Source organism: Rhizobium sp. GN54, from assembly GCF_021026345.1.
In the GTDB taxonomy this organism is placed as follows: Bacteria; Pseudomonadota; Alphaproteobacteria; order Rhizobiales; family Rhizobiaceae; genus Mycoplana.
Window position 1 is genome coordinate 144,003 of sequence record NZ_JAJNCZ010000003.1, and the last position, 24,866, is coordinate 168,868.

General features: G+C 65.8%; 23 protein-coding genes. 5 read left to right on the plus strand and 18 right to left on the minus strand.

Annotated features, from left to right (window positions below; genetic code table 11):
* Positions 1 to 7 precede the first annotated feature (7 nt).
* Positions 8 to 1,507, minus strand: coding sequence for an aldehyde dehydrogenase family protein (locus tag LQK81_RS09970; RefSeq protein WP_230805899.1), 1,500 nt, complete (start codon positions 1,505 to 1,507; stop codon positions 8 to 10).
* A gap of 15 nt (positions 1,508 to 1,522) precedes the next feature.
* Positions 1,523 to 2,665 carry an iron-containing alcohol dehydrogenase gene (locus LQK81_RS09975; protein WP_230805901.1) on the minus strand — a complete coding sequence of 381 codons (1,143 nt, stop codon included), beginning with the start codon at positions 2,663 to 2,665 and terminating at the stop codon, positions 1,523 to 1,525.
* Between the two features lie 111 nt (positions 2,666 to 2,776).
* On the opposite strand from LQK81_RS09975, the gene LQK81_RS09980 reads away from it, so the two are divergent.
* From LQK81_RS09980 to LQK81_RS09990, 3 genes are all read left to right on the plus strand, one after another.
* Positions 2,777 to 3,691 (plus strand): LysR substrate-binding domain-containing protein, encoded by a 915-nt coding sequence (locus LQK81_RS09980; protein WP_230805903.1) that lies wholly within the window; start codon positions 2,777 to 2,779, stop codon positions 3,689 to 3,691.
* A 175-nt stretch (positions 3,692 to 3,866) separates the two neighbouring features.
* A complete protein-coding gene (locus tag LQK81_RS09985) occupies positions 3,867 to 4,667 on the plus strand; it encodes a DUF6030 family protein (RefSeq protein WP_230805905.1) in 801 nt (266 codons plus the stop codon).
* 56 nt (positions 4,668 to 4,723) lie between these two features.
* Positions 4,724 to 5,482 carry a metallophosphoesterase family protein gene (locus LQK81_RS09990; protein ID WP_230805907.1) on the plus strand — a complete coding sequence of 253 codons (759 nt, stop codon included), beginning with the start codon at positions 4,724 to 4,726 and terminating at the stop codon, positions 5,480 to 5,482.
* A gap of 20 nt (positions 5,483 to 5,502) precedes the next feature.
* Here the strand turns inward: LQK81_RS09990 and LQK81_RS09995 are convergent, their stop codons facing one another.
* The 10 genes from LQK81_RS09995 to LQK81_RS10040 form a co-directional block, all read right to left on the minus strand.
* Complete coding sequence (locus LQK81_RS09995) at positions 5,503 to 6,930, minus strand: mannose-1-phosphate guanylyltransferase/mannose-6-phosphate isomerase (protein ID WP_230805909.1); 1,428 nt, start codon at positions 6,928 to 6,930, stop codon at positions 5,503 to 5,505.
* A 203-nt stretch (positions 6,931 to 7,133) separates the two neighbouring features.
* Entirely contained in the window at positions 7,134 to 7,541 is a 408-nt protein-coding gene (locus LQK81_RS10000) for a F0F1 ATP synthase subunit epsilon (RefSeq protein WP_230805911.1), read from the minus strand.
* 74 nt (positions 7,542 to 7,615) lie between these two features.
* Positions 7,616 to 9,142, minus strand: coding sequence for a F0F1 ATP synthase subunit beta (atpD, locus tag LQK81_RS10005; protein WP_230805913.1), 1,527 nt, complete (start codon positions 9,140 to 9,142; stop codon positions 7,616 to 7,618).
* Positions 9,143 to 9,168: 26 nt separating this feature from the next.
* On the minus strand, positions 9,169 to 10,041 hold the full coding sequence (locus LQK81_RS10010) for a F0F1 ATP synthase subunit gamma (RefSeq protein WP_230805915.1): 873 nt from the start codon (positions 10,039 to 10,041) through the stop codon (positions 9,169 to 9,171).
* Between the two features lie 28 nt (positions 10,042 to 10,069).
* Positions 10,070 to 11,599 (minus strand): F0F1 ATP synthase subunit alpha, encoded by a 1,530-nt coding sequence (gene atpA, locus LQK81_RS10015; RefSeq protein WP_230805918.1) that lies wholly within the window; start codon positions 11,597 to 11,599, stop codon positions 10,070 to 10,072.
* Positions 11,599 to 12,165: a F0F1 ATP synthase subunit delta gene (locus tag LQK81_RS10020; RefSeq protein WP_230805920.1), complete on the minus strand. Its 567-nt coding sequence runs from the start codon at positions 12,163 to 12,165 to the stop codon at positions 11,599 to 11,601. The genes atpA and LQK81_RS10020 overlap by 1 nt, the downstream gene beginning before the upstream one ends.
* Positions 12,166 to 12,427: 262 nt before the next feature.
* Positions 12,428 to 12,811, minus strand: a complete 384-nt coding sequence (locus tag LQK81_RS10025) for an AGROH133_08824 family phage infection protein (protein ID WP_230805921.1) — start codon at positions 12,809 to 12,811, stop codon at positions 12,428 to 12,430.
* Positions 12,812 to 13,009: 198 nt separating this feature from the next.
* Positions 13,010 to 15,214, minus strand: coding sequence for a primosomal protein N' (locus tag LQK81_RS10030; protein ID WP_230805923.1), 2,205 nt, complete (start codon positions 15,212 to 15,214; stop codon positions 13,010 to 13,012).
* Positions 15,215 to 15,284: 70 nt separating this feature from the next.
* Complete coding sequence (locus LQK81_RS10035) at positions 15,285 to 16,418, minus strand: AAA family ATPase (protein WP_230805925.1); 1,134 nt, start codon at positions 16,416 to 16,418, stop codon at positions 15,285 to 15,287.
* Between the two features lie 55 nt (positions 16,419 to 16,473).
* Positions 16,474 to 17,376: a GNAT family N-acetyltransferase gene (locus LQK81_RS10040; protein WP_230805928.1), complete on the minus strand. Its 903-nt coding sequence runs from the start codon at positions 17,374 to 17,376 to the stop codon at positions 16,474 to 16,476.
* A gap of 134 nt (positions 17,377 to 17,510) precedes the next feature.
* Here LQK81_RS10040 and LQK81_RS10045 point away from each other — a divergent pair, with 134 nt between their 5' ends.
* Both LQK81_RS10045 and LQK81_RS10050 read left to right on the plus strand, forming a co-directional pair.
* Positions 17,511 to 18,446, plus strand: coding sequence for a tyrosine recombinase XerC (locus tag LQK81_RS10045; RefSeq protein ID WP_230805930.1), 936 nt, complete (start codon positions 17,511 to 17,513; stop codon positions 18,444 to 18,446).
* A 144-nt stretch (positions 18,447 to 18,590) separates the two neighbouring features.
* Positions 18,591 to 19,673 carry a TraB/GumN family protein gene (locus LQK81_RS10050; protein ID WP_230805932.1) on the plus strand — a complete coding sequence of 361 codons (1,083 nt, stop codon included), beginning with the start codon at positions 18,591 to 18,593 and terminating at the stop codon, positions 19,671 to 19,673.
* 101 nt (positions 19,674 to 19,774) lie between these two features.
* Here LQK81_RS10050 and lpdA read toward each other — a convergent pair whose 3' ends face one another.
* The 6 genes from lpdA to odhB are packed head-to-tail and all read right to left on the minus strand — an operon-like array spanning position 19,775 to position 24,834.
* On the minus strand, positions 19,775 to 21,181 hold the full coding sequence (gene lpdA, locus LQK81_RS10055; protein ID WP_230805934.1) for a dihydrolipoyl dehydrogenase: 1,407 nt from the start codon (positions 21,179 to 21,181) through the stop codon (positions 19,775 to 19,777).
* Positions 21,182 to 21,208: 27 nt separating this feature from the next.
* A complete protein-coding gene (locus tag LQK81_RS10060) occupies positions 21,209 to 21,961 on the minus strand; it encodes an SDR family oxidoreductase (RefSeq protein WP_230805936.1) in 753 nt (250 codons plus the stop codon).
* Positions 21,958 to 22,443, minus strand: a complete 486-nt coding sequence (locus LQK81_RS10065; protein ID WP_230805937.1) for a hypothetical protein — start codon at positions 22,441 to 22,443, stop codon at positions 21,958 to 21,960. Before LQK81_RS10065 ends, LQK81_RS10060 begins: the two co-directional genes overlap by 4 nt.
* 27 nt (positions 22,444 to 22,470) lie before the next feature.
* A complete protein-coding gene (locus tag LQK81_RS10070; protein WP_230805939.1) occupies positions 22,471 to 23,112 on the minus strand; it encodes a LysE family translocator in 642 nt (213 codons plus the stop codon).
* 42 nt (positions 23,113 to 23,154) lie between these two features.
* Positions 23,155 to 23,568, minus strand: coding sequence for an MAPEG family protein (locus LQK81_RS10075; protein WP_230805942.1), 414 nt, complete (start codon positions 23,566 to 23,568; stop codon positions 23,155 to 23,157).
* 12 nt (positions 23,569 to 23,580) lie between these two features.
* Positions 23,581 to 24,834 (minus strand): 2-oxoglutarate dehydrogenase complex dihydrolipoyllysine-residue succinyltransferase, encoded by a 1,254-nt coding sequence (odhB, locus tag LQK81_RS10080; protein WP_230805944.1) that lies wholly within the window; start codon positions 24,832 to 24,834, stop codon positions 23,581 to 23,583.
* Positions 24,835 to 24,866: the final 32 nt, after the last annotated feature.

Below are 24,866 nucleotides of genomic sequence, written 5' to 3' on the forward strand. Positions count from 1 at the left end.
CATAAGTTCACCCGAACTGCTGCCATATCGTCTTGTAGTCGCAATATTTGTCGATCGCATGCACCGACCGGTCGCGCCCGAAGCCGGATTGCTTGAAGCCGCCGAAGGGCGTGGCGAAGCTCGACATGTCATAGGTGTTGATCCACACCGTACCGGCATGCAGCGCCTCGGAGAAGCGGTGCGCGCGGTCCATGTCCTTCGTGAAGACGGCACCAGCCAGGCCGTAGATCGTGTCGTTGGCGATGGCGAGGGCCTCCTCTTCCTTATCGAACGGAATGGCCGCCAGCACCGGGCCGAAGATTTCCTGCCGCGCGATCCGCATGTCGTTGGAGACATCGACGAAGACCCCCGGCGAGACATAGTAGCCGCCGGTTTCCGAAAGTACCCGTTCGGCTCCGAAGGCCCGGCGTGCGCCCTGCTGCTCCCCGTCCGCGATCAACGACAGCACCTTGTGCATATGCGCCTCCTCGATCAGCGCGCCGATCTGTGCCGTGGGGTCGAGCGGATGCCTCAGCGTGATCTCCCTGTCGGCGACCTCCCTGATCTTGTCGATCAGCCTGTCCTGCACCGAACGCTGGACGACAAGCCGTGTCGAGGCGTGACAGGTCTCGCCGGAATTGTAGAAGCAACCCCAGGCCGCGGCCGAGGCGGCGGCGTCGAGGTCGGCATCGTCGAACACCACCAGCGGCGACTTGCCGCCGAGTTCCAGCGCCACCCGCTTGACGTTCGATTGCGCCGCATAGCCCATGATCAGCCTGCCGACTTCGGTGGAACCGGTGAACGCGATCATGTCGACATCCATGTGCAGCGCCAGCGGCCTGCCCGTTTCCTCGCCATAGCCGGTGACGACGTTGAGAACGCCGGCCGGCAGCCCGGCCTCGGCCGCCAGTGCCGCCAGCCGCAGCGCCGAGAGCGACGACTGCTCCGCCGGCTTCAGCACCACCGAATTGCCGGCCGCGATCGCTGGCCCCAGCTTCCAGGCGTCGATGATCATCGGATAGTTCCATGGCGTGATCGCGCCGATGACGCCGAGCGGCACCTTGCGGACCAGCGCCCGCGCCTTCGGTCCGGTCGGCGCGATCTCGTCGTACATCTTGTCGATCATCTCGCCATAATACTGGATGCCGTCGGCGCAGAGGCGCACGTCGACATTGAGCGAGGCCATCACCGGCTTGCCGACGTCGATCGTCTCAAGCATGGCGAGTTCCTCGCCATGTGCGCGGATGAGATCCGCCCACCGCAGCATGATCCGCTTCTTCTCGCCCGGCTCCCTGTGGCGCCAGGTTCCGGCCTCGAAGGCTGCGCGCGCGGCCGAGACGGCGGCGTCGATATCCGCCGCATTGCCGCGGGCGAGCGTGCCGCCCGGCTGGCCGTCCATCGGACGGATACGCGTAAAGGTCTCGCCGGAAAGCGACGGCCGGAAGGCGCCGTCGATGAAATGGCGGCCCTCAAGCCGCACTTCGGCCAGCACCTTCTCCCAGTGGTCACGGCTCAATTGCGTGGTCATGTCTCACCTCGAAAGTCAGAGCGTCTTCGGCAGCGCCATGATGCGCCGGGCGAAAACATCGATATCGGCATCGGAAATCTCCCGGATCGTCGAGCGCCGCATCGGCTGGTTCTCCGGCGCGCGCATCTCGCCTGCCAGCGCTGCCGCATCGTAGCCGGCAAAGGCCGCAGGCAGCGCGCGTTCGAGCCCCACGCGGTCCATCAGGCCAGATACGAAGGCGGGCAGTTCGGTTGCCGATCCGATCCCGCAGGCCTGGGCTGCCGCGTGCAGGTCCGGCGTGTCCGCCTCGACCAGCCAGCCGATGGTGGCCTCGAAGCCGAGCGCGGTCGCAAGCCCGTGATGGACCGGCGCAAGCCCCGCCAGCGCATGGCTGATATTGTGCGCGACCGCCGTGCCGCAATTGTCGATGGCGATGCCGGCATGGCACGAGCCGAGCAGCACCTTGCCGCGCGCGTCGAGGTTGCCCGGCTCCCTGACAGCGATCTCCAGCGCCCCGGACAGGAGCCGCAGTGCCTCGTGCGCATAAAACTGGCCGCCCGCATGCGTGTTCCGGTTCGTGGCCGCCTCGAAGGCATGAATGAAGGCGTCGAGGCCGCACCAGGCAGTCAGCGTTGCCGGCAGCGTCGCCGTCAGCACCGGGTCGAGCAGCACCAGGTCCGCCTTCGTCTCGCGGCCCCAGATCCAGAGCTTCCTGCCCTCCGCATTTGCGAAGATGTTCGTGGCCGAGGTCTCCGAACCGGTCCCCGCGGTGGTCGCCACCAGGATTTTCTTCAGCGGGTTTGCCGGCAGCGGGTTGGCGGCGAGCGCATAGTGCATGGCGTCTTCGCCGGACGCGGCACAGCAGGCCGCGATCTTGGCGATATCCAGCGCCGATCCGCCGCCGATGCCGATCACGAGGTCGCATCCGGTGACGACCGCCGCAGCCTCGCGGACATGCTTCAGCTTCGGCTCGCCCGAGAAAGCCGAAAACGTCCGGCTTTCGATGCCCTCTCCGGAAAGCTGCGCGGCAATGGCATCGGCAAGCCCCGCCTGGGCCAGGAAACCGTCGATCACGATCGCCACGCGCCCGGCGCCGAGCTCCTTGGCGGCTTTGCCGATCGTCGCATGGAGATGGTTCCCGAAGCGGATTTCCGGAACGAATGAGGTGGTGAACTGCACGCGCGGCTCCTGATGCCCGGAATTGGGAGCCTTTACCCTGCATCACGATCTGATATTTTCAAATCCATCGAAATTTCAGGAATTTTGATGACTTGAAATCATGATGGGCCCATGCTCGACAAGATCCCCCTCGAAGCCTTCCGCGTTTTCGACGCCGCCTGCCGCCACATGAACTTCTCGCGCGCCGGCCGCGAGCTCAACATCACCCAGGCCGCCGTCAGCCGCCGTATCAAGGGGCTGGAGGGACATCTAGGCACCGACCTTTTCACCCGCCGCGGCAAGAACCTGGAATTGACGCCGCCCGGCGAGCGCCTGTTCCAGCGCATCCGCGCCACGCTCGACTATCTGGAGGAAAGCCTCGAGCCGTTCCGCGCCGGTGCCGGGCAGACGATCTCGATCGCCGCCAGCGGCTCGGTCTCCCATCTCTGGCTCGGCCGGCGGCTGCGCGACTTCGGCAAGGCGAATGCCGGCTTGTCGATCCGCCTGCTCACCTCCGACAGCCCCTCCGATCTCGCTTCGGAAAACAACGACCTCGTCATCCTCTATTGCCTGGGCGAACATCCCCGCTGGTCACTGACGCCCCTTATCGCCGAGGAACTGGCGCCGGTCGCCGCCCCCGACTACCTGCGCAGCCGCCAGATCGACGATCCCGCGGCGCTGACGCCCGCAGACCTCGCCCGGCTCGACCTGATCGACTATGACCGCTTCAACGCCAACTGGGTCTCCTTTCGCCAATGGTTCGACAGGATCGGCGTGCACGGCGCGGCAAGGGGGGCGCAGCCGCGCTTTACCTTTTCGACCTACCTGATGGCGGTCGACGCCGCGATCCGCGGCGACGGCGTTGCGCTCGGCAGCCTGGGGCTCCTGCGGGAAGCGCTGGACGACGGCCGGCTGGTCACGCTCGGCACCCGGAGCCTGAAGACCGGCTACGGCTACTATCTCGGCCTGCCGCGCTTCAGGAACTCGCCGCAGGATGTGCTCGACCTGCATGCCGCACTGGCGACCCCGGACGGGACGGGCGACTGATCACGCAGACTTGCACATCGTTTGAACCGCTGCCCGGAGGCTGCACAGACGGCTCGGCTTGCCGGACGTTGCAATGTGCCCTATCACCGGACGTCCGGCAGTCCCGGCGCCACCGGCCGACCGGCCCGAACCGGTCCGGTGCATATTGCAGCGATCGGGCAACGTCGTTGACCGCATGGCGGACCAGAAGAAGGGCAGATCCGGCAAGATCCTGTTTGCGCTGCTGACGCTGGGCATCCTCTCCGCCATTGTAGCCACCGTGCTGCTCGCCAACGACTATCGCAACCTGAACAGGGTTCTTCACCGCTTCGGCTATCCCCCTGTCCAGTCGCTGCAGGCGGCGCGGGAACCGCGCTCCCACGAGATCCGCGGCAACAGAATCCCGCGGCCGCACGTCGAGATCCCCGAAAGGCTGGTCTCGCGCATCGTCCCCATGGAGACAAAATTCACCCGTCCCGTCCGGCGCGAGCCCCAACAACTGTGCGAGGCGATGGAGACCGTCGGCTTCGCCAGCGCCGGCTGGCAGGAAGGACTGGCCGGCGGCGGATGGGAGTGCACCTCTTTTCGCGAATTTCCGACCGAGGGCGACGGCGACGGCCCGAAGACCTCCGCCTACCTCTCCATCCGCGGCAACGACGAGGAACGCTTCAGTTCATTCCGCATCAAGCTGAACCTTGAAAACGACCAGAGCCGCACCGCCATGACCGATGCCGCGATCGCCGCGATCGACATCTTCCTCGAAAAGCTGCGCTGGAGCGACGTCCCCGAGGTTTTCGAGGGCATCCGGGCACTGAAGGAATTCAACATCGTCGTGTTCGGCAACCGCTTCCAGCTCAAGAAGGAATTCAGCGAGACGCCGCGCTACAACTTCACCGTCACGCCGGACCGGACCCGCCCGAAGAATACCTACCTGCCGGACTACTTCAACCGCGACCAATGGCTGCCGATGCCGGAGCGCCCGATGGCCGCGCGATAGGCATGCCGGATCGAAAACGCGTTCTCCGCAGCCATGTCATGTTCTAAGCTATGAAGATGCATCCTTCGTCATACCGCCTCGTCGATATCCCGGTCCGCCATCGCGCCAGGCGCCGTCTACGCCTGGAGGGGCCGCCACCGCCCCTCTATGCCGTGGGCGACATCCACGGCTGCTATGACCAGATGATCGAGGCGGAGGAGCGCATCCGCAAGGATGCGGCCCGGCGCTCGGGCGGGACGGCGCTGGTCGTCTATCTCGGCGACTATGTCGATCGCGGTCCGCATTCGGCTGCCGTGCTCGATCACCTGACCGGCCGGCACGACGACGGCCTCGCCCGGATCGCCCTTTGCGGCAACCATGACGACACGTTCCTGAATTTCCTGCGCGATCCGTCCGGCTGGATGTACTGGCTCGGGCCCAACTTCGGCGGCGCGGTGACGCTTGAATCCTATGGCATCGATCCGGACGAGGCCCTGTGGCGCGACGGCGCCGGGCTGATGCGCGCAGTTCCGCAGGCGCACCTGTCGTTCCTGGCCGGCCTACCGGTCTTCTTGCATGTCGGGAATTATCTCTTCGTCCATGCCGGCATAAGGCCCGCCGTAGCCCTCGAGAGCCAGAAGGACGAGGACCTCATCTGGATCCGGGAGCCGTTTCTGACCGAGGGCCCGGGGCTGCCGCTGATCGTGGTGCACGGCCACACGCCGAGCGCGGAGCCTGACCTCGCGCCCGGCCGCATCGGCATCGACACCGGCTGCTTCGCCACCGGCCGCCTGACCGTGCTCAGGGTCGACGCGACGGGGGCGCGGTTCGTCTGAGGCACCCCCGCCGGATCGGGCTATTCCCGCCCGAATTCGTCCTCGATGCGGATGATGTCATCCTCGCCGAGATAGGATCCGGTCTGGACCTCGATCAGTTCCAGCAGGATCTTGCCGGGATTGGCCAGCCGGTGCACCTCGCCCTGCGGGATATAGACCGACTCGTTCTCGCGCAGCGGAATGGTCCTGTCGCCGATCGTCACGTCGGCCGTGCCGCGCACGACGATCCAGTGCTCCGAGCGATGGTGGTGCTTCTGCAGCGACAGCCGGCGCCCCGGCTTGACGAACAGCCGCTTCACCTGGAAGCGATCGCCGTTCAGCACCGACGTATAGCCACCCCACGGGCGATAGGAGGTGCGATGGGTTTCTGTCAGCGGCGCGGTTGCCTTCTTCGAGGCGAGGAACTTGACCAGCTTGCCGACGTTCTGGCTGTCCTCCATCCGCCCGACATAGACCGCGTCCTCGCTGGCGATGACGGCGATGTCGGAAAGCCCCTGCACGGCCACATGGATGTCCTTCGACAGCACCAGCGAATTGCGGGTGTCGAGCAGCGTCGTGCGGCCGTCGGCGACGTTGCCGTCATCGTCCTGCGCGCCGAGCTTCCAGACCGAATCCCAGCTGCCGAGATCCGACCATTCGATCGGCGAGGGAACGACAGCCGCCATCGGCGTCTTCTCGAAGATGGCGTAGTCGATCGAGATATCCGGCGCCTTCGAAAAAGCCTCCTCGTCCAGCCGCACGAAATCCAGGTCGTCCTTCGAGGCCGACACCGCCTGCGTCGCCGCGTCCATGACCTCAGGCGCCAATTGCCGCAGTTCCTGCAGGAACAGCCCGACCGGCAGCATGAACATCCCGGAATTCCAAAGATAGCCGCCCTCGGCGATCAGCCGTTCGGCCTTCTCCTGGTCCGGCTTCTCGATGAAGCGCTTGACCGTGAAGGCGCCGCCGCCGAGTTCCTCGCCCTTCTCGATGTAGCCGTAACCCGTCGCAGCCTCGGTCGGCGTGATCCCGAAGGTCACGAGCCGCCCCTTCTCTGCCGCGTCGCGCGCCCGCGCCACGCTGTCGAAATAGACCTTGTTCTCGACGATCTCGTGGTCGGAGGCCAGGACCTGCATGATCGCGTCCTCGCCGAAGTCCCGCGCGACGATCAGGGCCGCGACCGCGAGCGCCGGCGCGGTGTTGCGCGCCACGGGCTCGAGCAGGATCCTGGCGAGCGGCCGGTCGATCAGCCGGGCCTGCTCGGCGACGAGGAAGCGGAACTCCGCATTGGTCAGGATGATCGGAGCCTCATACAGCTCTTCGTCGCCGACCCGCTCAAGCGTGCGCTGGAACAGCGTCTTCTTGCCCATCAGGTCCATGAACTGCTTGGGAGCCGTCGAACGCGAGAGGGGCCACAACCGCGTGCCCTTTCCGCCCGCCATGACGACGGGGATGATTTTCTGAGACATCGATCCTCATTCCATAACGTATAATGGGCCGGCGTAACGGCACCGGCCGCCATTGAAGCAGTAAACTGCCTCGCTTCATAGCAAATAGTCCCGCCGCACGGGGCAACTTCGCCATGTAGTTAAAGCAGGCGCGGCCGGCACGGTTCCACAATTCCAATAAAAAACCCCGCCGGAGCGGGGTCTTGTTCGGTCTATTCACCCTTTCAGGCGGGCAGGATCGTGCCCTGCACGGTGCCGAGCTGGGCGATATAGCGCTCGATACCGGCGCGATGCTCGTCGTTCGGCGCCGCGTCGAGCTCACCGCGGGCAGCCTCTATGCGCTTGGCGATATCGTCGCGGCTGATCTCGTCGATATGGACGGCCGATTCCGCAAGCAGCGTGCAGCCGGTCGGCAGGATGTCGGCAAAACCGCCGAACACCACATAACGATCCGTCTTTCCATCGGCAAACGTCACCGTCACGACACCCGGCTGGATCGTCGTCATCGTCGGCGCGTGGTTGGCCATGACGGTCATCTCGCCTTCCGAGGCCGGAATGACGACCGCGGTCACGCTGCCGGAGAGCAGCAGGCGCTCGGGGGAAACGAGTTCAAAGTTGAAACTGTCGGCCATGACCATTCACTTCTGCTGATTTCATCAGGTCAGGAACGGACGCCCGCATTGCAGGCGTCCGGAACTTTCCGGGATCAAGCGGCTTCGGCAGCCAGCTTCTTCGCCTTCTCAATGGCTTCCTCGATGGAACCGACCATGTAGAAGGCAGCTTCCGGCAGGTGGTCGTACTCGCCGTTGACCAGGCCCTTGAAGCCCTTGATCGTGTCTTCGAGAGCGACCAGCTTGCCCGGCGAACCGGTGAAGACTTCGGCCACGAAGAACGGCTGCGACAGGAAGCGCTCGATCTTGCGGGCGCGGGCAACGGCCAGCTTGTCGTCTTCCGACAGTTCGTCCATGCCGAGGATGGCGATGATGTCCTGGAGCGACTTGTAACGCTGCAGGGTCGTCTGCACCTTGCGCGACACTTCGTAGTGCTCTTCACCGACGATCATCGGGTCCAGCATGCGCGAGGTGGAGTCGAGCGGGTCAACGGCCGGATAGATGCCCTTTTCGGCGATCGAACGCGACAGAACCGTCGTTGCGTCCAGGTGGGCGAACGAGGTTGCCGGCGCCGGGTCGGTCAAGTCGTCGGCCGGAACGTAGATGGCCTGAACCGAGGTGATCGAGCCCTTGGTCGTCGTGGTGATGCGTTCCTGCATCTGGCCCATGTCGGTGGCGAGCGTCGGCTGGTAACCCACGGCCGAAGGAATACGGCCGAGCAGAGCCGACACTTCCGAGCCCGCCTGGGTGAAGCGGAAGATGTTGTCGACGAAGAACAGAACGTCCTGGCCCTTGTCGCGGAAATCTTCGGCGATCGTCAGACCGGTCAGGGCGACGCGGGCGCGGGCACCCGGCGGCTCGTTCATCTGGCCGTAGACGAGCGCTGCCTTGGAGCCTTCGCCGCCGCCGAGCTTGTTCACGCCCGATTCGATCATTTCGTGGTAGAGGTCGTTGCCTTCGCGGGTACGTTCACCCACGCCTGCAAACACCGAATAACCACCGTGGGCCTTCGCGACGTTGTTGATCAGTTCCATGATCAGAACCGTCTTGCCGACGCCGGCGCCGCCGAACAGGCCAATCTTGCCGCCCTTGGCGTAGGGAGCGAGAAGGTCGACGACCTTGATGCCGGTGACGAGGATCTGCGCTTCCGTCGACTGCTCGACATAAGCAGGGGCGTCCTGGTGGATCGCGCGCCTGGCCTTGGTCTTCAGCGGACCGGCTTCGTCGACCGGCTCGCCGATGACGTTCATGATGCGGCCGAGCGTCTCGTCGCCGACCGGAACCGAGATCGGGGCGCCGGTATCGACGACGGGCTGGCCGCGGACGAGACCTTCGGTCGCGTCCATGGCGATCGTGCGGACCGTGTTCTCGCCGAGGTGCTGGGCGACTTCGAGAACGAGGCGGTTGCCGTTGTTGTCGGTCTCCAGCGCGTTCAGGATGAGCGGCAGCTCACCGTCGAATGCGACGTCGACGACGGCGCCGATGACCTGCGTCACGCGTCCGGTCGCACCCTTCGCAGAGACCGCCGAAACGGGAGCAGCGGCCTTGGCGGCTGCCGGCTTGCGCGGAGCAGCAGGCTTCTTCGCCGCTGCGGTTTCTTTCGGGGTAGCTGCCTTAGCCATATTTCTTACCCTCTTTGTCCTGGTCCTTAGAGCGCTTCGGCGCCCGAGATGATTTCGATGAGTTCCTTGGTGATCTGAGCCTGACGCTGGCGGTTGTAGCTGAGCGTCAGCTTGTTGATCATCTCACCGGCATTGCGCGTCGCGTTGTCCATGGCGCTCATCTTGGCACCCATCTCGCCGGCGACGTTCTCGAGCAGGGCCCGGAAGATCTGGACGGAGATGTTGCGCGGGATGAGATCGCCGAGGATCGCTGCCGCATCGGGCTCGTAGTCGTAGATCGCGTCGGACTGCTCGACAGCCTCGCCGGCCGAGGCCGGGATCAGCTGCTGCGCCGTCGGGATCTGCGCGATGACCGACTTGAACTCGGAGTAGAACAGCGTGCAGACGTCGAACTCGCCCTTGTCGAACAGGGCGATGACCTTGCGGCCGATCTCGTCGGCATTGCCGAAGCCGAGCTTCTTGACTTCGCGCAGGTCGACGCGATCGATGATCAGCGATGCGAACTCGCGGCGAAGGATGTCGAAGCCCTTCTTGCCGACGCAGATGATCTTGACCGTCTTGCCGTTCGCCAGAAGCTTGCGCGTATGGTCGCGGGCAAGGCGGGCGATCTGCGAGTTGAAGCCGCCGCAGAGGCCGCGTTCCGCCGTGCAGACGACGAGCAGGTGCACGTCGTCCTTGCCGGTCCCCGTCATCAGCCGCGGCGCGCTGTCGTCCTGGCCGACCGCCTGGGCGATGTTGGCCAGAACCGCGCTCATGCGCTGAGAATAGGGCCGGGCGGCCTCGGCCGCCTCCTGCGCACGCCGAAGCTTCGCCGCGGCGACCATTTTCATCGCCTTGGTGATCTTCTGCGTCGCCTTGACGGAGGCGATCCGGTTCTTCAGATCCTTAAGTGAAGGCATCCGTTTTCCGTCCTAGACTGGGAGTCGCTCAGGCGAAGGATTTGGCGAAGGCGTCGAGAGCAGCCTTGAGCTTGCCCTTGGTGTCGTCGCTGATGGCCTTCTCCGTGCGGATCGCGTCGAGGATGCCCTTGCCTTCCGTACGCATGTAGGAAAGCAGACCCTGCTCGAACTTGCCGACCTGATTGACCGGCAGCTTGTCGAGATAGCCATTGACGCCGGCGAAGATCACGGCGACCTGCTCTTCCGTCTTCAGCGGCGAGAACTGCGGCTGCTTCAGGAGTTCGGTCAGGCGTGCACCACGGTTCAGCAGGCGCTGCGTTGCAGCGTCGAGGTCCGAACCGAACTGGGCGAAGGCGGCCATTTCGCGATACTGGGCGAGTTCGCCCTTGATCGAGCCGGCAACCTGCTTCATCGCCTTGATCTGCGCGGACGAGCCGACGCGGGAAACCGACAGACCGACGTTAACGGCCGGGCGGATGCCCTGATAGAACAGGTCGGTTTCAAGGAAGATCTGGCCGTCGGTGATCGAGATCACGTTGGTCGGGATGAAGGCCGAAACGTCGTTGCCCTGGGTCTCGATGACCGGCAGAGCCGTCAGCGAGCCTGCGCCCATCTCGTCATTGAGCTTTGCAGCGCGCTCGAGCAGGCGGGAGTGCAGGTAGAAGACGTCGCCCGGATAGGCTTCGCGGCCCGGCGGGCGGCGCAGCAGCAGCGACATCTGGCGGTAGGCGACGGCCTGCTTGGAAAGGTCGTCATAGCCGATCAGGGCATGCTGGCCGTTGTCGCGGAAGTATTCGCCCATTGCGCAGCCGGCGAACGGTGCGAGGTACTGCATCGGAGCCGGGTCGGAGGCCGTGGCAGCAACGATGATCGAGTACTGCAGCGCGCCGCGCTCTTCGAGCACCTTCACGAACTGGGCAACCGTCGAACGCTTCTGGCCGATGGCGACGTAGACGCAGTACAGCTTGTCCTGGTCCGGGCCGTTGTCGTGGATCGGCTTCTGGTTGAGGAACGTGTCGAGGATGATCGCGGTCTTGCCGGTCTGGCGGTCGCCGATGACCAGCTCGCGCTGGCCGCGGCCGACCGGGATCAGCGCGTCGATGGCCTTGAGGCCGGTCGACATCGGCTCATGCACCGACTTGCGCGGAATGATGCCCGGAGCCTTGATGTCGACGCGGGCGCGCTTCTTGGCGTTGATCGGGCCCTTGCCGTCGATCGGGTTGCCGAGCGCGTCGACGACGCGGCCGAGCAGTTCCGGACCGACCGGGACGTCCACGATGGCGCCAGTCCGCTTGACGGTGTCGCCTTCCTTGATGTCACGGTCCGAACCGAAGATAACGACACCGACGTTGTCGCTTTCCAGGTTCAGCGCCATGCCGCGAATTCCGCCCGGGAATTCGACCATTTCGCCGGCCTGGACGTTGTCGAGTCCGTAGACGCGGGCGATACCGTCACCGACGGAGAGCACCTGGCCGACTTCCGAGACTTCCGCCTCTTTGCCGAAGTTTTTGATCTGATCTTTGAGAATTGCGGAGATTTCCGCGGCGCGGATATCCATCAGCCGACCTCTTTCAGTGCAAGCTTAAGGGTAGAGAGTTTGGTGCGAAGGGAGGTGTCGATCTGGCGGGACCCGACCTTGACGATCAGACCACCGAGAATGGACGGGTCGACGGTGACGGCGATCGCCACGTCTTTGCCGGTGACGCCCTTGAGCGCCGCCTTCAATTCGGTCTCCTGCGCTGCGGTCAACGCATGCGCGGAGGTTATTTCGGCCGTGATCTCGCCACGCTGGCGGGCGGCGATCACGCGATAGGCCTTGATCATCCCCGGCACGGCGAAGAGCCGGCGGTTGGATGCCACGACCTTGAGGAAGTTTGCAACGAGGCCCGAGAGGCCCGCCTTGGCGACGATCGCGGCGATGGCCTTCGCCTGCTCTTCGGCGGAGAAGACCGGGCTCTGGATCAGGCGCTTGAGGTCGGCGCTGTCGTCGATCATCGCCTGGAAGCGGGCGAGGTCGGAACCCACTGCATCGACGCTGTTGGCTTCGAGCGCTAGCTCGAAAAGCGACGATGCGTATCTTTCTGCAACACCGGAAATAAGCTGGGATGTGTCTGCCACGGGCACAAGCTTCTCTTATTTTCATCCAGAGCGGCAGCTTGCGGATTACCCGTAAACTTAACACCCTGAATTCGTTGCGATTATCTTCAGTCCCCGCAAGCTTGAACGCCCGCATTTTCTGAAATTCGCGGTTCGTCTAGCATAGGAACTTCGGACTCGCAACACGCGCAGGCACAGGAATCCTTGATAAATGGGGCACCCTTGGCCCTAATTCTGGCAAAAATGAATCCGCCCCGGCGAAAGCTGCGTCCGGAAGCGGAAAATGGCCTCAGACGAAACCGAAAACATAGGCGAGCGGCAAGAGCGACAGGACGAGCTGCACCACAAGCAGCCCCAGGCTCTTGAGCGTGAACGAGGCATCCGACATCATCGACAGGATGCGGCCGAAGGAAGCGAGCGCAAAGGCGGATCCGACCGCGAGATAGGCCCAGTCCTGCGCGACCATCACGGCACAGAGTGCCAGCCCCGCATGGAAGCCGCCAAGCGACCGGGCGGCCGCGTAGCCTTCGTTGCTGCCGTCGCGCGACTGCAGGCCGTTCACCTTCAGCGACAACCGCGGCGCGAACAGCCCGACGAGCCCGAGCAGGCAGGCCGCGAGCGCCGCGCAGAAGGCCAGGAGTTCGCCCGTATCGGTCGGAATGTAGAACTCCATGATGGCTCCCCCGGCACTGCCTGATCCAACTGCCTTATGGCACACTCGCTCGCCGCACGGAATCCGTCGGCTGCGGTTTTTGCGCGATCCCGGACACGGCTCTGCGCGGCGAAGTGGGGAAGGCGTCAGGCTCCGGCAGCTGCGACAAAGTGACACCGGCGCACCTGGAAGTTCCCTGCGGAGGGCCCGGTAACCGGCCTACAGAAAGCTCTGCGGATCGATGTCCACCTGCACGAGGATCGAGCCCCGTTCCTTCGGTCCGTTCGCCAGCATGGTCCTGAGATAGGCCTGCATGTCGCTGGAACGCTGGCCGTGGACGAGAAGGCGGAACCGGTGGCGGCCGCGAATCAGCGCCAGCGGCGCCTCGGCCGGGCCGAGGATCGCAATGCCGGAGACCCCCGGCGCGGACTGTCGCAACCCGCGGGCATGGCCTTCCGCCTCCGCCCGGCTGTCGGCGGAAACGATCACCGAGGCCAGCCGGCCGAACGGCGGCAGCAGCGCCTTCTCCCGTTCTCCGATCTCGCGCTCGTAGAAATCGCGGGCGTCGCCCGAAACGATCGCCTGCATGACGGGATGAAGCGGCTGATAGGTCTGGATCAGACCGTGGCTCTTCAGCCCCGTGCGCCCCGCCCGCCCGGTCACCTGCGACAGGAGCTGGAAGGTGCGCTCGGCCGCCCGCGGGTCGCCGTTGGAAAGGCCGAGATCGGCATCGACGATCCCGACCAGCGTCATCAGCGGGAAATTGTGCCCCTTGGCCACCAACTGGGTGCCGATGACGATGTCGGCCTCCCCCTTGGCGATGGCTTCCAATTCCAGCCGCAGCCGCTTGACCCCCATCAGGTCGGAGGAGAGCACGATGGTGCGCGCCTCGGGGAAATGCTTCTCCACCTCCTCGGCGATGCGCTCGACGCCGGGACCGCAGGCGGCCAGATGGTCGAAGGTGCCGCATTCGGGGCAGGCTTCCGGCGTGCGCTCGGCGTAGCCGCAGTGATGGCACTGGATCTGGCCGCGGAACCGGTGCTCGACCAGCCAGCTTGCGCATTGCGGGCACTGGAACCGGTGGCCGCAGACGCGGCAGAGTGTCAGCGGTGCATAGCCTCGGCGATTGAGGAAGAGCAGCGCCTGTTCCCCGCGCTCGACCGTCTTGCCGATCGCCCGGATCATCACCGGCGACAGGAAGCCGCCGCGCTGCGGCGGGTGCCGGCGCAGGTCGACGAGATGCAGGTCGGGCAGTGCCGCCGCGCCGAAACGGGTCGGCAGGTGCAGCGCCTGATAGCGGCCGTTGTCGGCGTTGACGCGGCTTTCGACGGACGGCGTCGCCGAAACCAGAACGGCCGGAAAATTGCCGATCCGGGCCCGCACCACCGCCATGTCGCGGGCGTTGTAGAAAACCCGATCCTCCTGCTTGTAGGCCGGATCGTGCTCCTCGTCGACGATCACAAGCCCGAGATCCTCGAAGGGCAAAAACAGGGCCGAGCGCGCGCCGGCGACGACGCGCACCTCCCCGGTCGTCACCTGCCGCCACACCTTCTCGCGCGTCCGCGGGGCGAGATCCGAATGCCACTCGGCCGGCTTTGCCCCGAACCGGTCCTGGAATCGCTCGAGAAAGCTCGCCGTCAGTGCGATCTCGGGCAGAAGGATCAGCACCTGCCGACCCTGCCGCAGCACCTCGGCGATCGCCTCGAAATAGACTTCCGTCTTGCCGGAACCGGTAATGCCGTCGATCAGCGCGACGGCGAAGTGTCCGTCCCGGACCTGTTCGACGAGATCGGCGGCGGCATCGGTCTGCGGCCCTTCCAGCCGCGGGACGGCATAGTCGGGATCGGGCCTCGCCACCACCGGCGGCGGCGGCAGGAAGACGGTCTCGAAACTGCCCTGCGCGGTCAGCCCGTCGATGACGCTGGAGGAGGTTCCGGCAGCATGCGCAAGGCCGGAACGGGTCCAGGGGATGCCCTCGTCGACCAGCGCCAGCACGCGTTCGCGCGCCGCCGTCATGCGCTCCGGGCGCACACCGGTGAAGCGCAGCCCCTCGATCATCGGCTCGGGATCGAAGGCAGCCGGCGCGCGCAGCGCCATGCGCGCCACGAGCCCGGGCGGCGTCAGCGTATAGGCGGAAACCCAGTCGACGAAGGCGCGCATCTCCTGCGTCAGCGGCGGGCAGTCGAACACTTTCTCGATCGGCCTGAGCTTCTTCGGGTCGACGTCGTCCTCACCGGTCCGGTCCCAGACGACACCGGCGACGAGGCGCGAGCCGAGCGGCACCTGCACGATCGAGCCGGGCTCGGCCGCCATCTCGGCGGGCACTGTATAGGAATAGGCCCGCGGCGCCGGCATCGGCACCAGCACGGGCACAGTCCTGGGCTTCGGCGCGCCGCCGAAGAGATCGTCGGTCAGCCGGTTCATCGCGCACCGCTACCCGCATGGGCACTGCGAGACCGACGACGACGGGACATACAGAAGGAAGGCCGCCCGCTCATGCGTCGTCCTCCGCGATCTCGCCGCTCATCCGCATCCCCTCGATCCAGGTGGCGCCGTCGTTGCGGATCACCCGTCTCGCCCGCACCCCGCAGCGGCTCTCCACCTCGCGCGCCAGAAGCTCCGAATGGGTGACGAGCCACACCTGGCTGGTGCGCGCCGCACTTGCGATCATCGCTGCCAGCGGCGGCAGCATGGAGGGGTGCAGGCTCGCCTCCGGCTCGTTCAGCGCCACCAGCGGCGGGCGGCGATAGGAAAGGAGCGCGGCGGCGAGCGCGAGGAAGCGGATCTGCCCGTCGGAGAGTTCGCGCGGCTGGAACAGCCGCTTCGGAAACTGCGGAAACACCAGCCCGAAGGATGCGAACTCGCCGGGCTCCGGTATCGACAGCCACGCGCCCTCGAAGGCAGCGGCGATCGCCCTTTCGAGGTCGACCGTGTCCTGCCGGATATGGGCGAGCGTGGCGAACACGGCGGCAAGGTTGCCGCCGTCCTCGTCCAGCATCGGTGCGGTAACCGAAAGGCACGGCTGACGGAGCGGCGAATCGCGGTCCGTCCGGAAGCCGTGGAAGAAGCGCCATTGCAGCACGGCCCGGCGGAAGGCGCCGATCTCGGGATAGTGCCCCGCATCGCCGATCAGGGAGAGCGCCGTCTCCGAGGTCAGCGCCTGTTCCGGATGCTCTTCCATCCGTCCCGTCTCGCCACGTACCATGATCCCCGGGCCGGCGCGCTTCAGTACGGTGACCGGTCGCCGCCCGGTCTCGATCGAAAGCTCCTCGGTCTTGATCTGCGGCTCGAAGGCGAACCCGGCGGCCGCCGGCGGCCGGAGCCCCGCCTCGATCCCGTATCGGAAGGTGATGGCCCGTTCCTCGTCGAGAAGCTCAGCCTCGAGCCGGACGCGAACGGGCTCGTTCGGCTTGCGGCGCCCCGTCCACAGCACCGAGGCCATGCCGCCTTCGGCCGCGATCTCGTTTGCAAGCGTCCCGCGCGCAGCCGCCTGGACGAGCTGGAGCGATCGGTAGAGATTGGACTTTCCGGTGCCGTTCTCGCCGACGAACAGGTTCACCTGGCCGAGATCCATGCGGATCGACCGTAGCGAACGGTAGTTTTCGGCAAGCATGGAGCGCAGCATCATCGCCTCAACTAAGCGATTCCCGCCGGCGGAGAAAAGGGAAAAAGCGGAACCGCGGTCAGAGCGGCTGGAACCGCGCGTCCGGATCCGCGGCCAGCGAGGACACGCAATGGCGCTCCAGCGTTCTGGTGACGTCGACCGGATCGCCGGCCAGTTGCTCCGGCCGGATCATGTTGCCGACGGTGAATTCGAAGCGGTTGCTCTTCTTGTTCAGAAGCTCGTGGAACACGGTCATGTCCCGCAGTTCCGTCGACCATTTGGCGAGCCAGTAGAACAGCCCGGAATTGCGCGCCGACATATGGACGGGCAGGATCGGCAGGTCGTACTTGCGGGCCAGCGAGACGGCCGAGATCTTCCACGGCCGTTCGTTCAGCCGCCCGTTCGCCCAATAGGCGATGCGGCCGGAAGGAAAGAGGACGGCGGCCTTGCCCTCGGCGATCGCCCGGTTGGTGATCTGCAGCGTCTCGCGCGTCTTCAGCTTGCTCTTGTGCTCCTCGCGCCATTCCACCGGGATGATCATCTCGACGAACCGCGGATTGACCCGGACGGCATCGCGGTTGGCGAAGAACATCATGTCGGGCCGCCGGCGCTTCATCAGGTCGAACACGGCGACGCCGTCGGCGATCCCCGTCGGATGGTTGCTGACGAGCAGGAAGCCGTCCTTTTCCGGAATGCGTTCCTCGTTGCGCACCGCCACGTCCAGTTCCAGCGCCGAACTCAGGAACTCGAAGGCCTGGAAGCCGGGCATGTTGGCGACGGCATCGGCGAACTCGATCGCCCGGCGATAGTTGAGCAACGTATAGAGGAACGGCCGCATCACAGGCCACAGCGGATGCTCGACGATGCGGGTGCCGCGCTCTGCGATCAGCGTATCGACGATGTGGCCGGGCTGCCCGTGCGAGACGAGCGCCACCGTCTCGGCGAGATGCCCGAACGCTGTTCCCGAATCACGTCTTGCCATGGGTCCGCCTGCTCGAGTCCAGCTTCCTATCGCAGTTCCATATGATCTAAGCGTGACAGGAACGATGTCAATGTTAACAAATCCCTAACCGCACAGACCGCAAGATGGGCCGCCCGCAGCAACAGGTGGCGAACATGGATCAACTGCTCATCATCGCCGACCCGGCCCTGCTTTCCGAGCGCGCCGCATGGCTTTCGGCGCTGGCCGAAGAACGGCGGCTTTCGGACAATACGCTGGAGGCCTATGAACGCGACACGCGCCAGTTCCTGGCCTTCCTCACCGGCCACCTCGCCTCGCCCGCACGCCTGAAGGACATCGGCAACCTGCGGCCGGCGGACCTGCGCGGCTTTCTCGCCGCACGCCGCAGGGATGGGGCCGGCGCGCGCACGCTCGGCCGTGGGCTTGCGGGCCTGCGCTCCTTCCTGCGTCACCTGGAGCGCAAGGGCCTTGTCAACGCAGCCGGCGCGGCCGCGATCCGCTCGCCGAAGCAGCCGAAATCCCTGCCCAAGCCCCTGACCGACGTGCAGGCGCTCGCCGTTGTCGATGCCGGCGCGCAATTGTCGGAGGAGCCCTGGATCAGCGTGCGCAACGCAGCGGTGCTGACGCTTCTCTACGGCTGCGGCTTGCGCATCTCCGAAGCCTTGGCATTGACGCCGGAGGACTTCGCCGATGCGCCTACGGCGCTGCGCATCACCGGCAAGGGCGGCAAGACCCGTATCGTCCCGCTCCTGCAGGCGGCGCGGGACGGCGTCGGGGACTACCGGCGCCTTTGCCCCTTCCCGCTCGCCCGCGACAAGCCGCTCTTTCGCGGCGCCCGCGGCGGCCCGCTGCAACCGGCGATCATCCAACGCGAGATGCAGAAGCTGCGCGGCGCCCTCGGCCTGCCCGACAGCGCCACCCCGCATGCGCTTCGCCACTCCTTCGCCACCCATCTTCTCGCCGGCGGCGGCGACCTGCGCACGATCCAGGAGCTGCTGGGGCACGCGAGCCTGTCGACGACCCAGGTCTATACCAGCGTCGATTCGGCCAGGCTGCTGGAGATCTACGACCGCGCCCATCCCCGCGCCTGAGCCTGCCGCAGGGTCGCCACGGCACGTCGTCACAATGGGCCGGGCTTTGCGTCCGCGCGCCACAGCGCCCGTTAAGGGATTGTGAGGGCCGGACGGCTAGGGTTGCAGGAAAATCACAAGGACGTCGCAGGGACACCGAACACCATGAACCGATCGCCTCTCCCGCCGCGGGCAGCCTTCCCGGACCGCCTGGCCGACACGATGCTATGGCTCGCAGCCTCGCTGCATGTCCTCGTCGCTGCATCCCTCCTCTTCGTCCTGCTGTCGCTGTCGCCCGCAAATGCCGCCGAGCCAGTCGCCTGCGCCGGCAAGAACCTGCTTCCCGAGCTGCAAGCGAGCGATCCGGCCGCCTATGCGAAGCTGGTCGGGGAAGCGAAGGCGTCGCCGAACGGCGAAGGCATCTTCTGGAAGATCGAGAAAGCGGGGACGCCGCCCTCCTACCTGCTCGGCACCATGCACGTGACCGATCCGCGGGTGATCGCGATGCCGGAGGCGGCGCAGGCAGCCTATGCCGAAGCACGGACGGTCGTCGTCGAATCCGACGAAATCGCCGATGCGAAGAAGGCGAGTGCGACGATCCTCGCCCGCCCGGACCTCACCATGTTCACCGACGGCCGGACGATTACCGGATTGCTGGACGAGAAGGACGCCGCAGTCCTCGCCGATGGCCTGAAGGCACGCGGCCTCTCGCTTGCGGCGATGGCGCGCATGAAGCCGTGGATGATTATGAGCTTCGTGGCCATTCCCTCCTGCGAAATGGCCCGCAAGCAGGCAGGCATCGCCTTCCTCGACCAGAAACTCGCGCAGGACGCGATCGAAGATGGCAAGACGCTGAAGGGGCTGGAGACGATGGTCGAACAGATCACGGCACTCGACAGCCTGCCGCTCGAGCCGCAACTGGCCGGCCTGCTCCAGGTGGTCCAGCTCGGCGACGGCATAGAAGACGTCATCGAGACGATGAGCCAGCTCTATCTCTCCGGGCAGACCGGCATGATCATGCCGTTGATGCGCATGCCGCCGCCGGGCATCGAAGGCGACGACAGCGGCTACGCCGATTTCGAGCAGCGCATCATCATCGACCGCAACCACCGCATGGCCGAGCGCGCCGCTCCCATTATCGCCGACGGCAACGTCTTCATCGCCGTCGGCGCCCTGCACCTGCCGGGCAGGGAAGGCGTGGTGGAACTGCTGCGCGCGGAAGGTTTCACGCTGACGCCGGTGCGATAGCGCCGGTCGAACCCGGCAGCCATTGAACGCACACACGACAAAAGGAAGGCCCCGGTCCGCACTCGCAGACCGGGGCCTGATCTTTTCCGGGCCGGGCCGGATTACATGTGGATCGGCTTGAAGAAGGCGCCGAGCGCTGCTTCCTTGACCGCTTCCGACATGGTCGGGTGCGCATGGCAGGTACGGCCGAGGTCCTCGGCCGAGCCGCCGAACTCCATCAGTACGGTGATCTCGTGGATCATCTCGCCGGCACCGAAGCCGACGATATGTCCGCCGAGCACGCGATCGGTCTCCTTGTCGGCGAGGATCTTCACGAAGCCGTCGGTGGCGAGCATGGCGCGCGCGCGGCCATTGGCCGAGAACGGGAACTTGCCGACCTTGTAGGCGACACCCGCGGCCTTCAGTTCTTCTTCGGTCTTGCCGACCGAGGCGACTTCCGGCTGGGTGTAGACCACGCTCGGGATCACGTCGTAGTTCACGTGACCGGCCTGTCCGGCAAGGATCTCGGCCAGCGCCACACCCTCGTCCTCGGCCTTGTGGGCCAGCATCGGGCCGCGCACGACGTCGCCGATGGCATAGATGCCGGCAACATTGGTCTGGAAGTGGCCGTCAATTTCGACGCGGCCGCGGCTGTCGAGCGCGACGCCGGCTTCCGCCAGGCCCAGCCCATCCGTATAGGGCCGGCGTCCGGTGGCGATCAGCACGACATCGGCTTCGATCGTGGTCGCCTCGCCGCCCTTGACGGGTTCGAAGGTCACCTTCGCGCCGGACTTGGTCTTCTCGACGCCGGTCACCTTCGCGCCGACGCGGATATCCATGCCCTGCTTGGCCAGCATGCGCTGGAACTGCTTGGAAACCTCGCCGTCCATGCCGCCGAGGATCGTGTCGAGGTATTCGACGACCGTGACCTTCGAACCGAGGCGCATCCACACCGAGCCAAGCTCGAGCCCGATCACGCCGCCGCCGACGACGATCAGGTTCTCCGGCACCTTCTCCAGGGCGATCGCGCCGGTGGAGGAGACGATCACCGTCTCGTCGATGTCGACCTTGACGCCCGGGATGCCGGCGACGTCGGAGCCCGTGGCGATCACGATCGCCTTCGTCTCCAGCACCTGCTCCTCGCCCTTGTCGTTGGTGACGGAAACCTTGCCGGCGCCCAGCACCTTGCCGGTGCCCTGGATGCCGTCGATCTTGTTCTTCTTGAACAGGAAGGCGACGCCGTCGACGTTGGACTTCACCGTCGCGTCCTTGTGGCCCAGCATCTTTTCAAGGTTCAGCTTCGGCGCCAGCCCCTCGATGCCGAGGCTGTCCATGCCATGGGCGGCGTGGCTGTACATTTCGGAAGCGTGCAGCAAGGCCTTGGAGGGGATGCAGCCGATGTTGAGGCAGGTGCCGCCATAGGTCGCGCGCTTCTCGACGACGGCGACCTTCAGGCCGAGCTGGGCCGCCTTGACGGCGCAGACGTAGCCGCCCGGACCGGAACCGATAACAACGAGATCATATGCCATTGAATGTCCTTCCTGAGCGCGGACGGCCTACCGGCCGCCGCTGACGTTGAGGGCGGCACCCGTGACATAGGATGCCGCGTCGGAGAGTAGATAGAGAACGGACTGCGCCACTTCGTCGGCCGTACCCGGCCGCTGCATCGGAATGGCCGAAGCCATCTCGCGCGCCCGGTCCGGCAGGCCGCCGGAAGCGTGGATGTCGGTGTCGATGATGCCGGGGCGCACCAGGTTGACGCGGATGCCTTCGGCGGCGACCTCGCGTGCAAGGCCGATGGTGAAGCTCTCGATGGCGCCCTTGGTCGCGGCGTAGTCGACATACTGACCGGCCGCGCCGATCAGGGCCGCCATGGAGGAAATGTTGACGATCGACCCGCCGCGGCCGCCATGGCGGGTGGACATGCGCCGGATCGCTTCCTGCGCGCAGCGGATCGAGCCGATCACGTTGACGGCGAACATGCGGTCGAGCCGCTCGACGCCGATCTCGTCCAGCCGGGCGGGATGGCCGATGATGCCCGCATTGTTGACTAGCCCGTCGAGCCGCGAGAACGTCGCATCCACCGCGGAGAAGATCGAGGCGAGCCCCGCCTCGGTGCCGACGTCGCCCTCCACCGCCACGGCCGACCCGCCGCCCTTGCGGATGTCGTCGACCACTGCATTGGCAGCGTCGGCGTTCGAGGCATAGTTGACCGCTACCTGCCAGCCGGCTGCAGCCGCCAGCCGGCAGACGCTGGCGCCGATACCGCGGCTTCCGCCGGTCACGAGCAGGACGGGACTGTCGATCATTGCGCGCACCCCTTGTAGACCAGGACGTCCCAGGGGACGCTGGTGAGCTTGTTCTCTTCCCAGGCATTGGAATAGCGAAGCGCCGGACCGAAACCGGAAAACAGCAGCCGCTCGGCGGCTTCCGCCCCCTCCTCGGGCACGGTCTCGCCGATATCCCCGCCTGCGCCGACCGGATAGATCACCCCTTCCCAGACTGTGCAGGCGGCGATCTCCTCGCCGGTCACGTCACCCGTCGGGCAATTGTGCATGACCATGCCGTTCGACCGCGCCACCTCGTCGCCGGACATGATATGGCCGTTCAGGAGCAGTGCGCCCTTCACCTGCCGGATCTTGAACAGGTGGCTGACCACTGCCGCCTCCGACCCGACCGGCTCGAAGGCGAGTTCGTAGACCCCGTCCCTGTCGGCATAGATCGCCTGCGCCTGCGGGCACGGCGCCGCCAGCGACGCGCTCGTAAGCGAGATCGAAAGGACTGATGCCATCAGGAGAGGGCGGCAGACGCGCATGGATCAACCGGCCCGTTCCGTCGCAAGCTTGATGCCGAGCGCGATGAAGACGACCCCGCTGGTGCGATCGATCCACTGGCTGGCGCGCGAGAAGGCCGCGCGCATCCTGGGCGTCGTCATGAACAGGGACACGCCGACGAACCAGGCGATCAGGCAGCCCGCCATGACGAGTCCGTAGCCGAACTTCACCATGATCGGCGTATGCGCGCTGACGACGGTGGAAAAGATCGACAGGAAGAAGAACACCGCCTTGGGGTTCAGCGCGTTCGCCATAAAGCCGAGGCCGAAGGCCCGCAGCGCCGGCTGTCGCTTGCCGTCTGCAGCGCCTCCAGCCACCGGCGCTTCGATCTCCGTCCGGCCGGCCCTGAGCGCCTTGATGCCGATATAGACGAGATAGGCGACGCCGCACCATTTGACGATATTGAACAGGTAGATCGACTGGGAGATGATCAGGCCAAGACCCAGGATCGTGTAGCTGACATGGAACATCAGCGAGGCGCCGATGCCGAACGAGGTGATGATCGCCGACCGCCTGCCGTGCACGATCGACTGGCGCATGACCATGGCGAGGTCGGCGCCGGGGGAGACGATGGCAAAGGCGAAGATCGCCATCAGCGAAGCAAGTTCGATCAGGTAGCTATGCATTCCAGTCTCCGGTGCGCCCGAACGGCGGACGCGGCGCGTCGATCACAAGACGAGGGCAGCGAACATCACGAAAAGCCCGGCCAGCGAGCCGAGCCAGACCAGCGAGCGGACATAGGCGATGCCCGCCAGATAGAGCGGTATGTAAAGAATGCGGCAGGCGAACCACAGCAGCGCGCCGCTATGACCCCAGCCGGACGGATCGCCCGAAAGGGCCAACGCCAGCGCGAGGCCGACGAAGGCCGGATAGGTTTCGCGCAGATTGGCGGAAGCCCGCTCCACCCGCCCAGCGAGCTTGCCGAGCGGTTTGGCCTCCCCGTCGCGCGGGCCGGCGTTCCAGTCCGCCCCGCGGTCGTGGGTCGCCAGCGCGCCCTGCAGCATCACCTGGAAGACGAGCAGCGCCGCGCTCCACGCCACGAGCGTGACAAACGGTGAAGCGGCGAGCGCTGCGGCGTCCATCCCGGCTGGTCCTTACAGGTCCAGGACGAGGCGTTCCGGATCTTCCAGGCTTTCCTTGACCCGGACCAGGAACGTCACGGCTTCCTTGCCGTCGACGATGCGGTGGTCGTAGGAGAGCGCCAGGTACATCATCGGACGGATGACGACCTGACCGCCGATCGCGACCGGGCGCTCCTGGATCTTGTGCATGCCGAGAATGCCCGACTGCGGCGCATTCAGGATGGGCGAGGACATCAGTGAGCCGTAGACGCCGCCATTGGTGATGGTGAAGGTGCCGCCCTGCATGTCGGCCATCGACAGCGAGCCGTCACGGGCAGCCTTGGCGAGACGCGCCAGTTCCTTCTCGATCTCGGCGATCGACATCTGGTCGGCGTCGCGGATGACCGGAACGACGAGGCCCTTGTCGGTGCCGACGGCCATGCCGATGTGGCAGAAGTTCTTGTAGATGATGTCGGTGCCGTCGATCTCGGCGTTGACCGCCGGAAGCTCTTTCAGCGCGTGCGTGATCGCCTTGGTGAAGAAGCCCATGAAGCCGAGCTTCACGCCGTGCTTCTTCTCGAAGATCTCCTTGTACCTGGTGCGCAGGTCCATGACCGCCTTCATGTCCACCTCGTTGTAGGTGGTCAGCATGGCGGCGGTGTTCTGGGCGTCCTTCAGGCGCTTGGCGATCGTCTGGCGCAGGCGCGTCATCTTCACGCGTTCCTCGCGCGGGGCATCGGCCTCGGAGGACGGCGCGCGGGCTTGAATCTGGATCGGCGCGGCAGAAGCTGCCGGAGCGGAAATGCCCTTGGCGACGGCAGCGAGCACGTCGCCCTTCAGCACCTGGCCGCGCTTGCCGGAGCCGTCGACCTGGTCTGCCGAAAGGTTGTTCTCAGCGAGCATCTTCGCCGCAGCCGGAGCCGGCGGCATCGAGGAGGAAGCTGCTGCCGGCGCTGCTGCGGCGGGTGCTGCTGCAGGCGCAGGTGCGGCTGCTGCGGCCGGTGCCGGCTCGGCAGCCTTGGCGGCGGGAGCTGCGGCACCGGCGGAAGCGCCCTCGGCGATCTGGCCGAGCAAGGCCCCGAGACCGACCGTCTCGCCGTTCGCCGCCACGATCTCGGACAGCACGCCGGAGGCCGGCGCCGGCACTTCGACGGTCACCTTGTCGGTTTCCAGTTCGACGAGCGGCTCGTCCGCCTTGACGGCATCGCCGACCTTCTTGAACCAGGTGCCGACGGTCGCTTCGCTGACGGATTCGCCGAGGGTCGGAACGCGGATTTCAGTAGCCATTGTTCAAGTCCTGAAATGTTGATTGGTTGAAT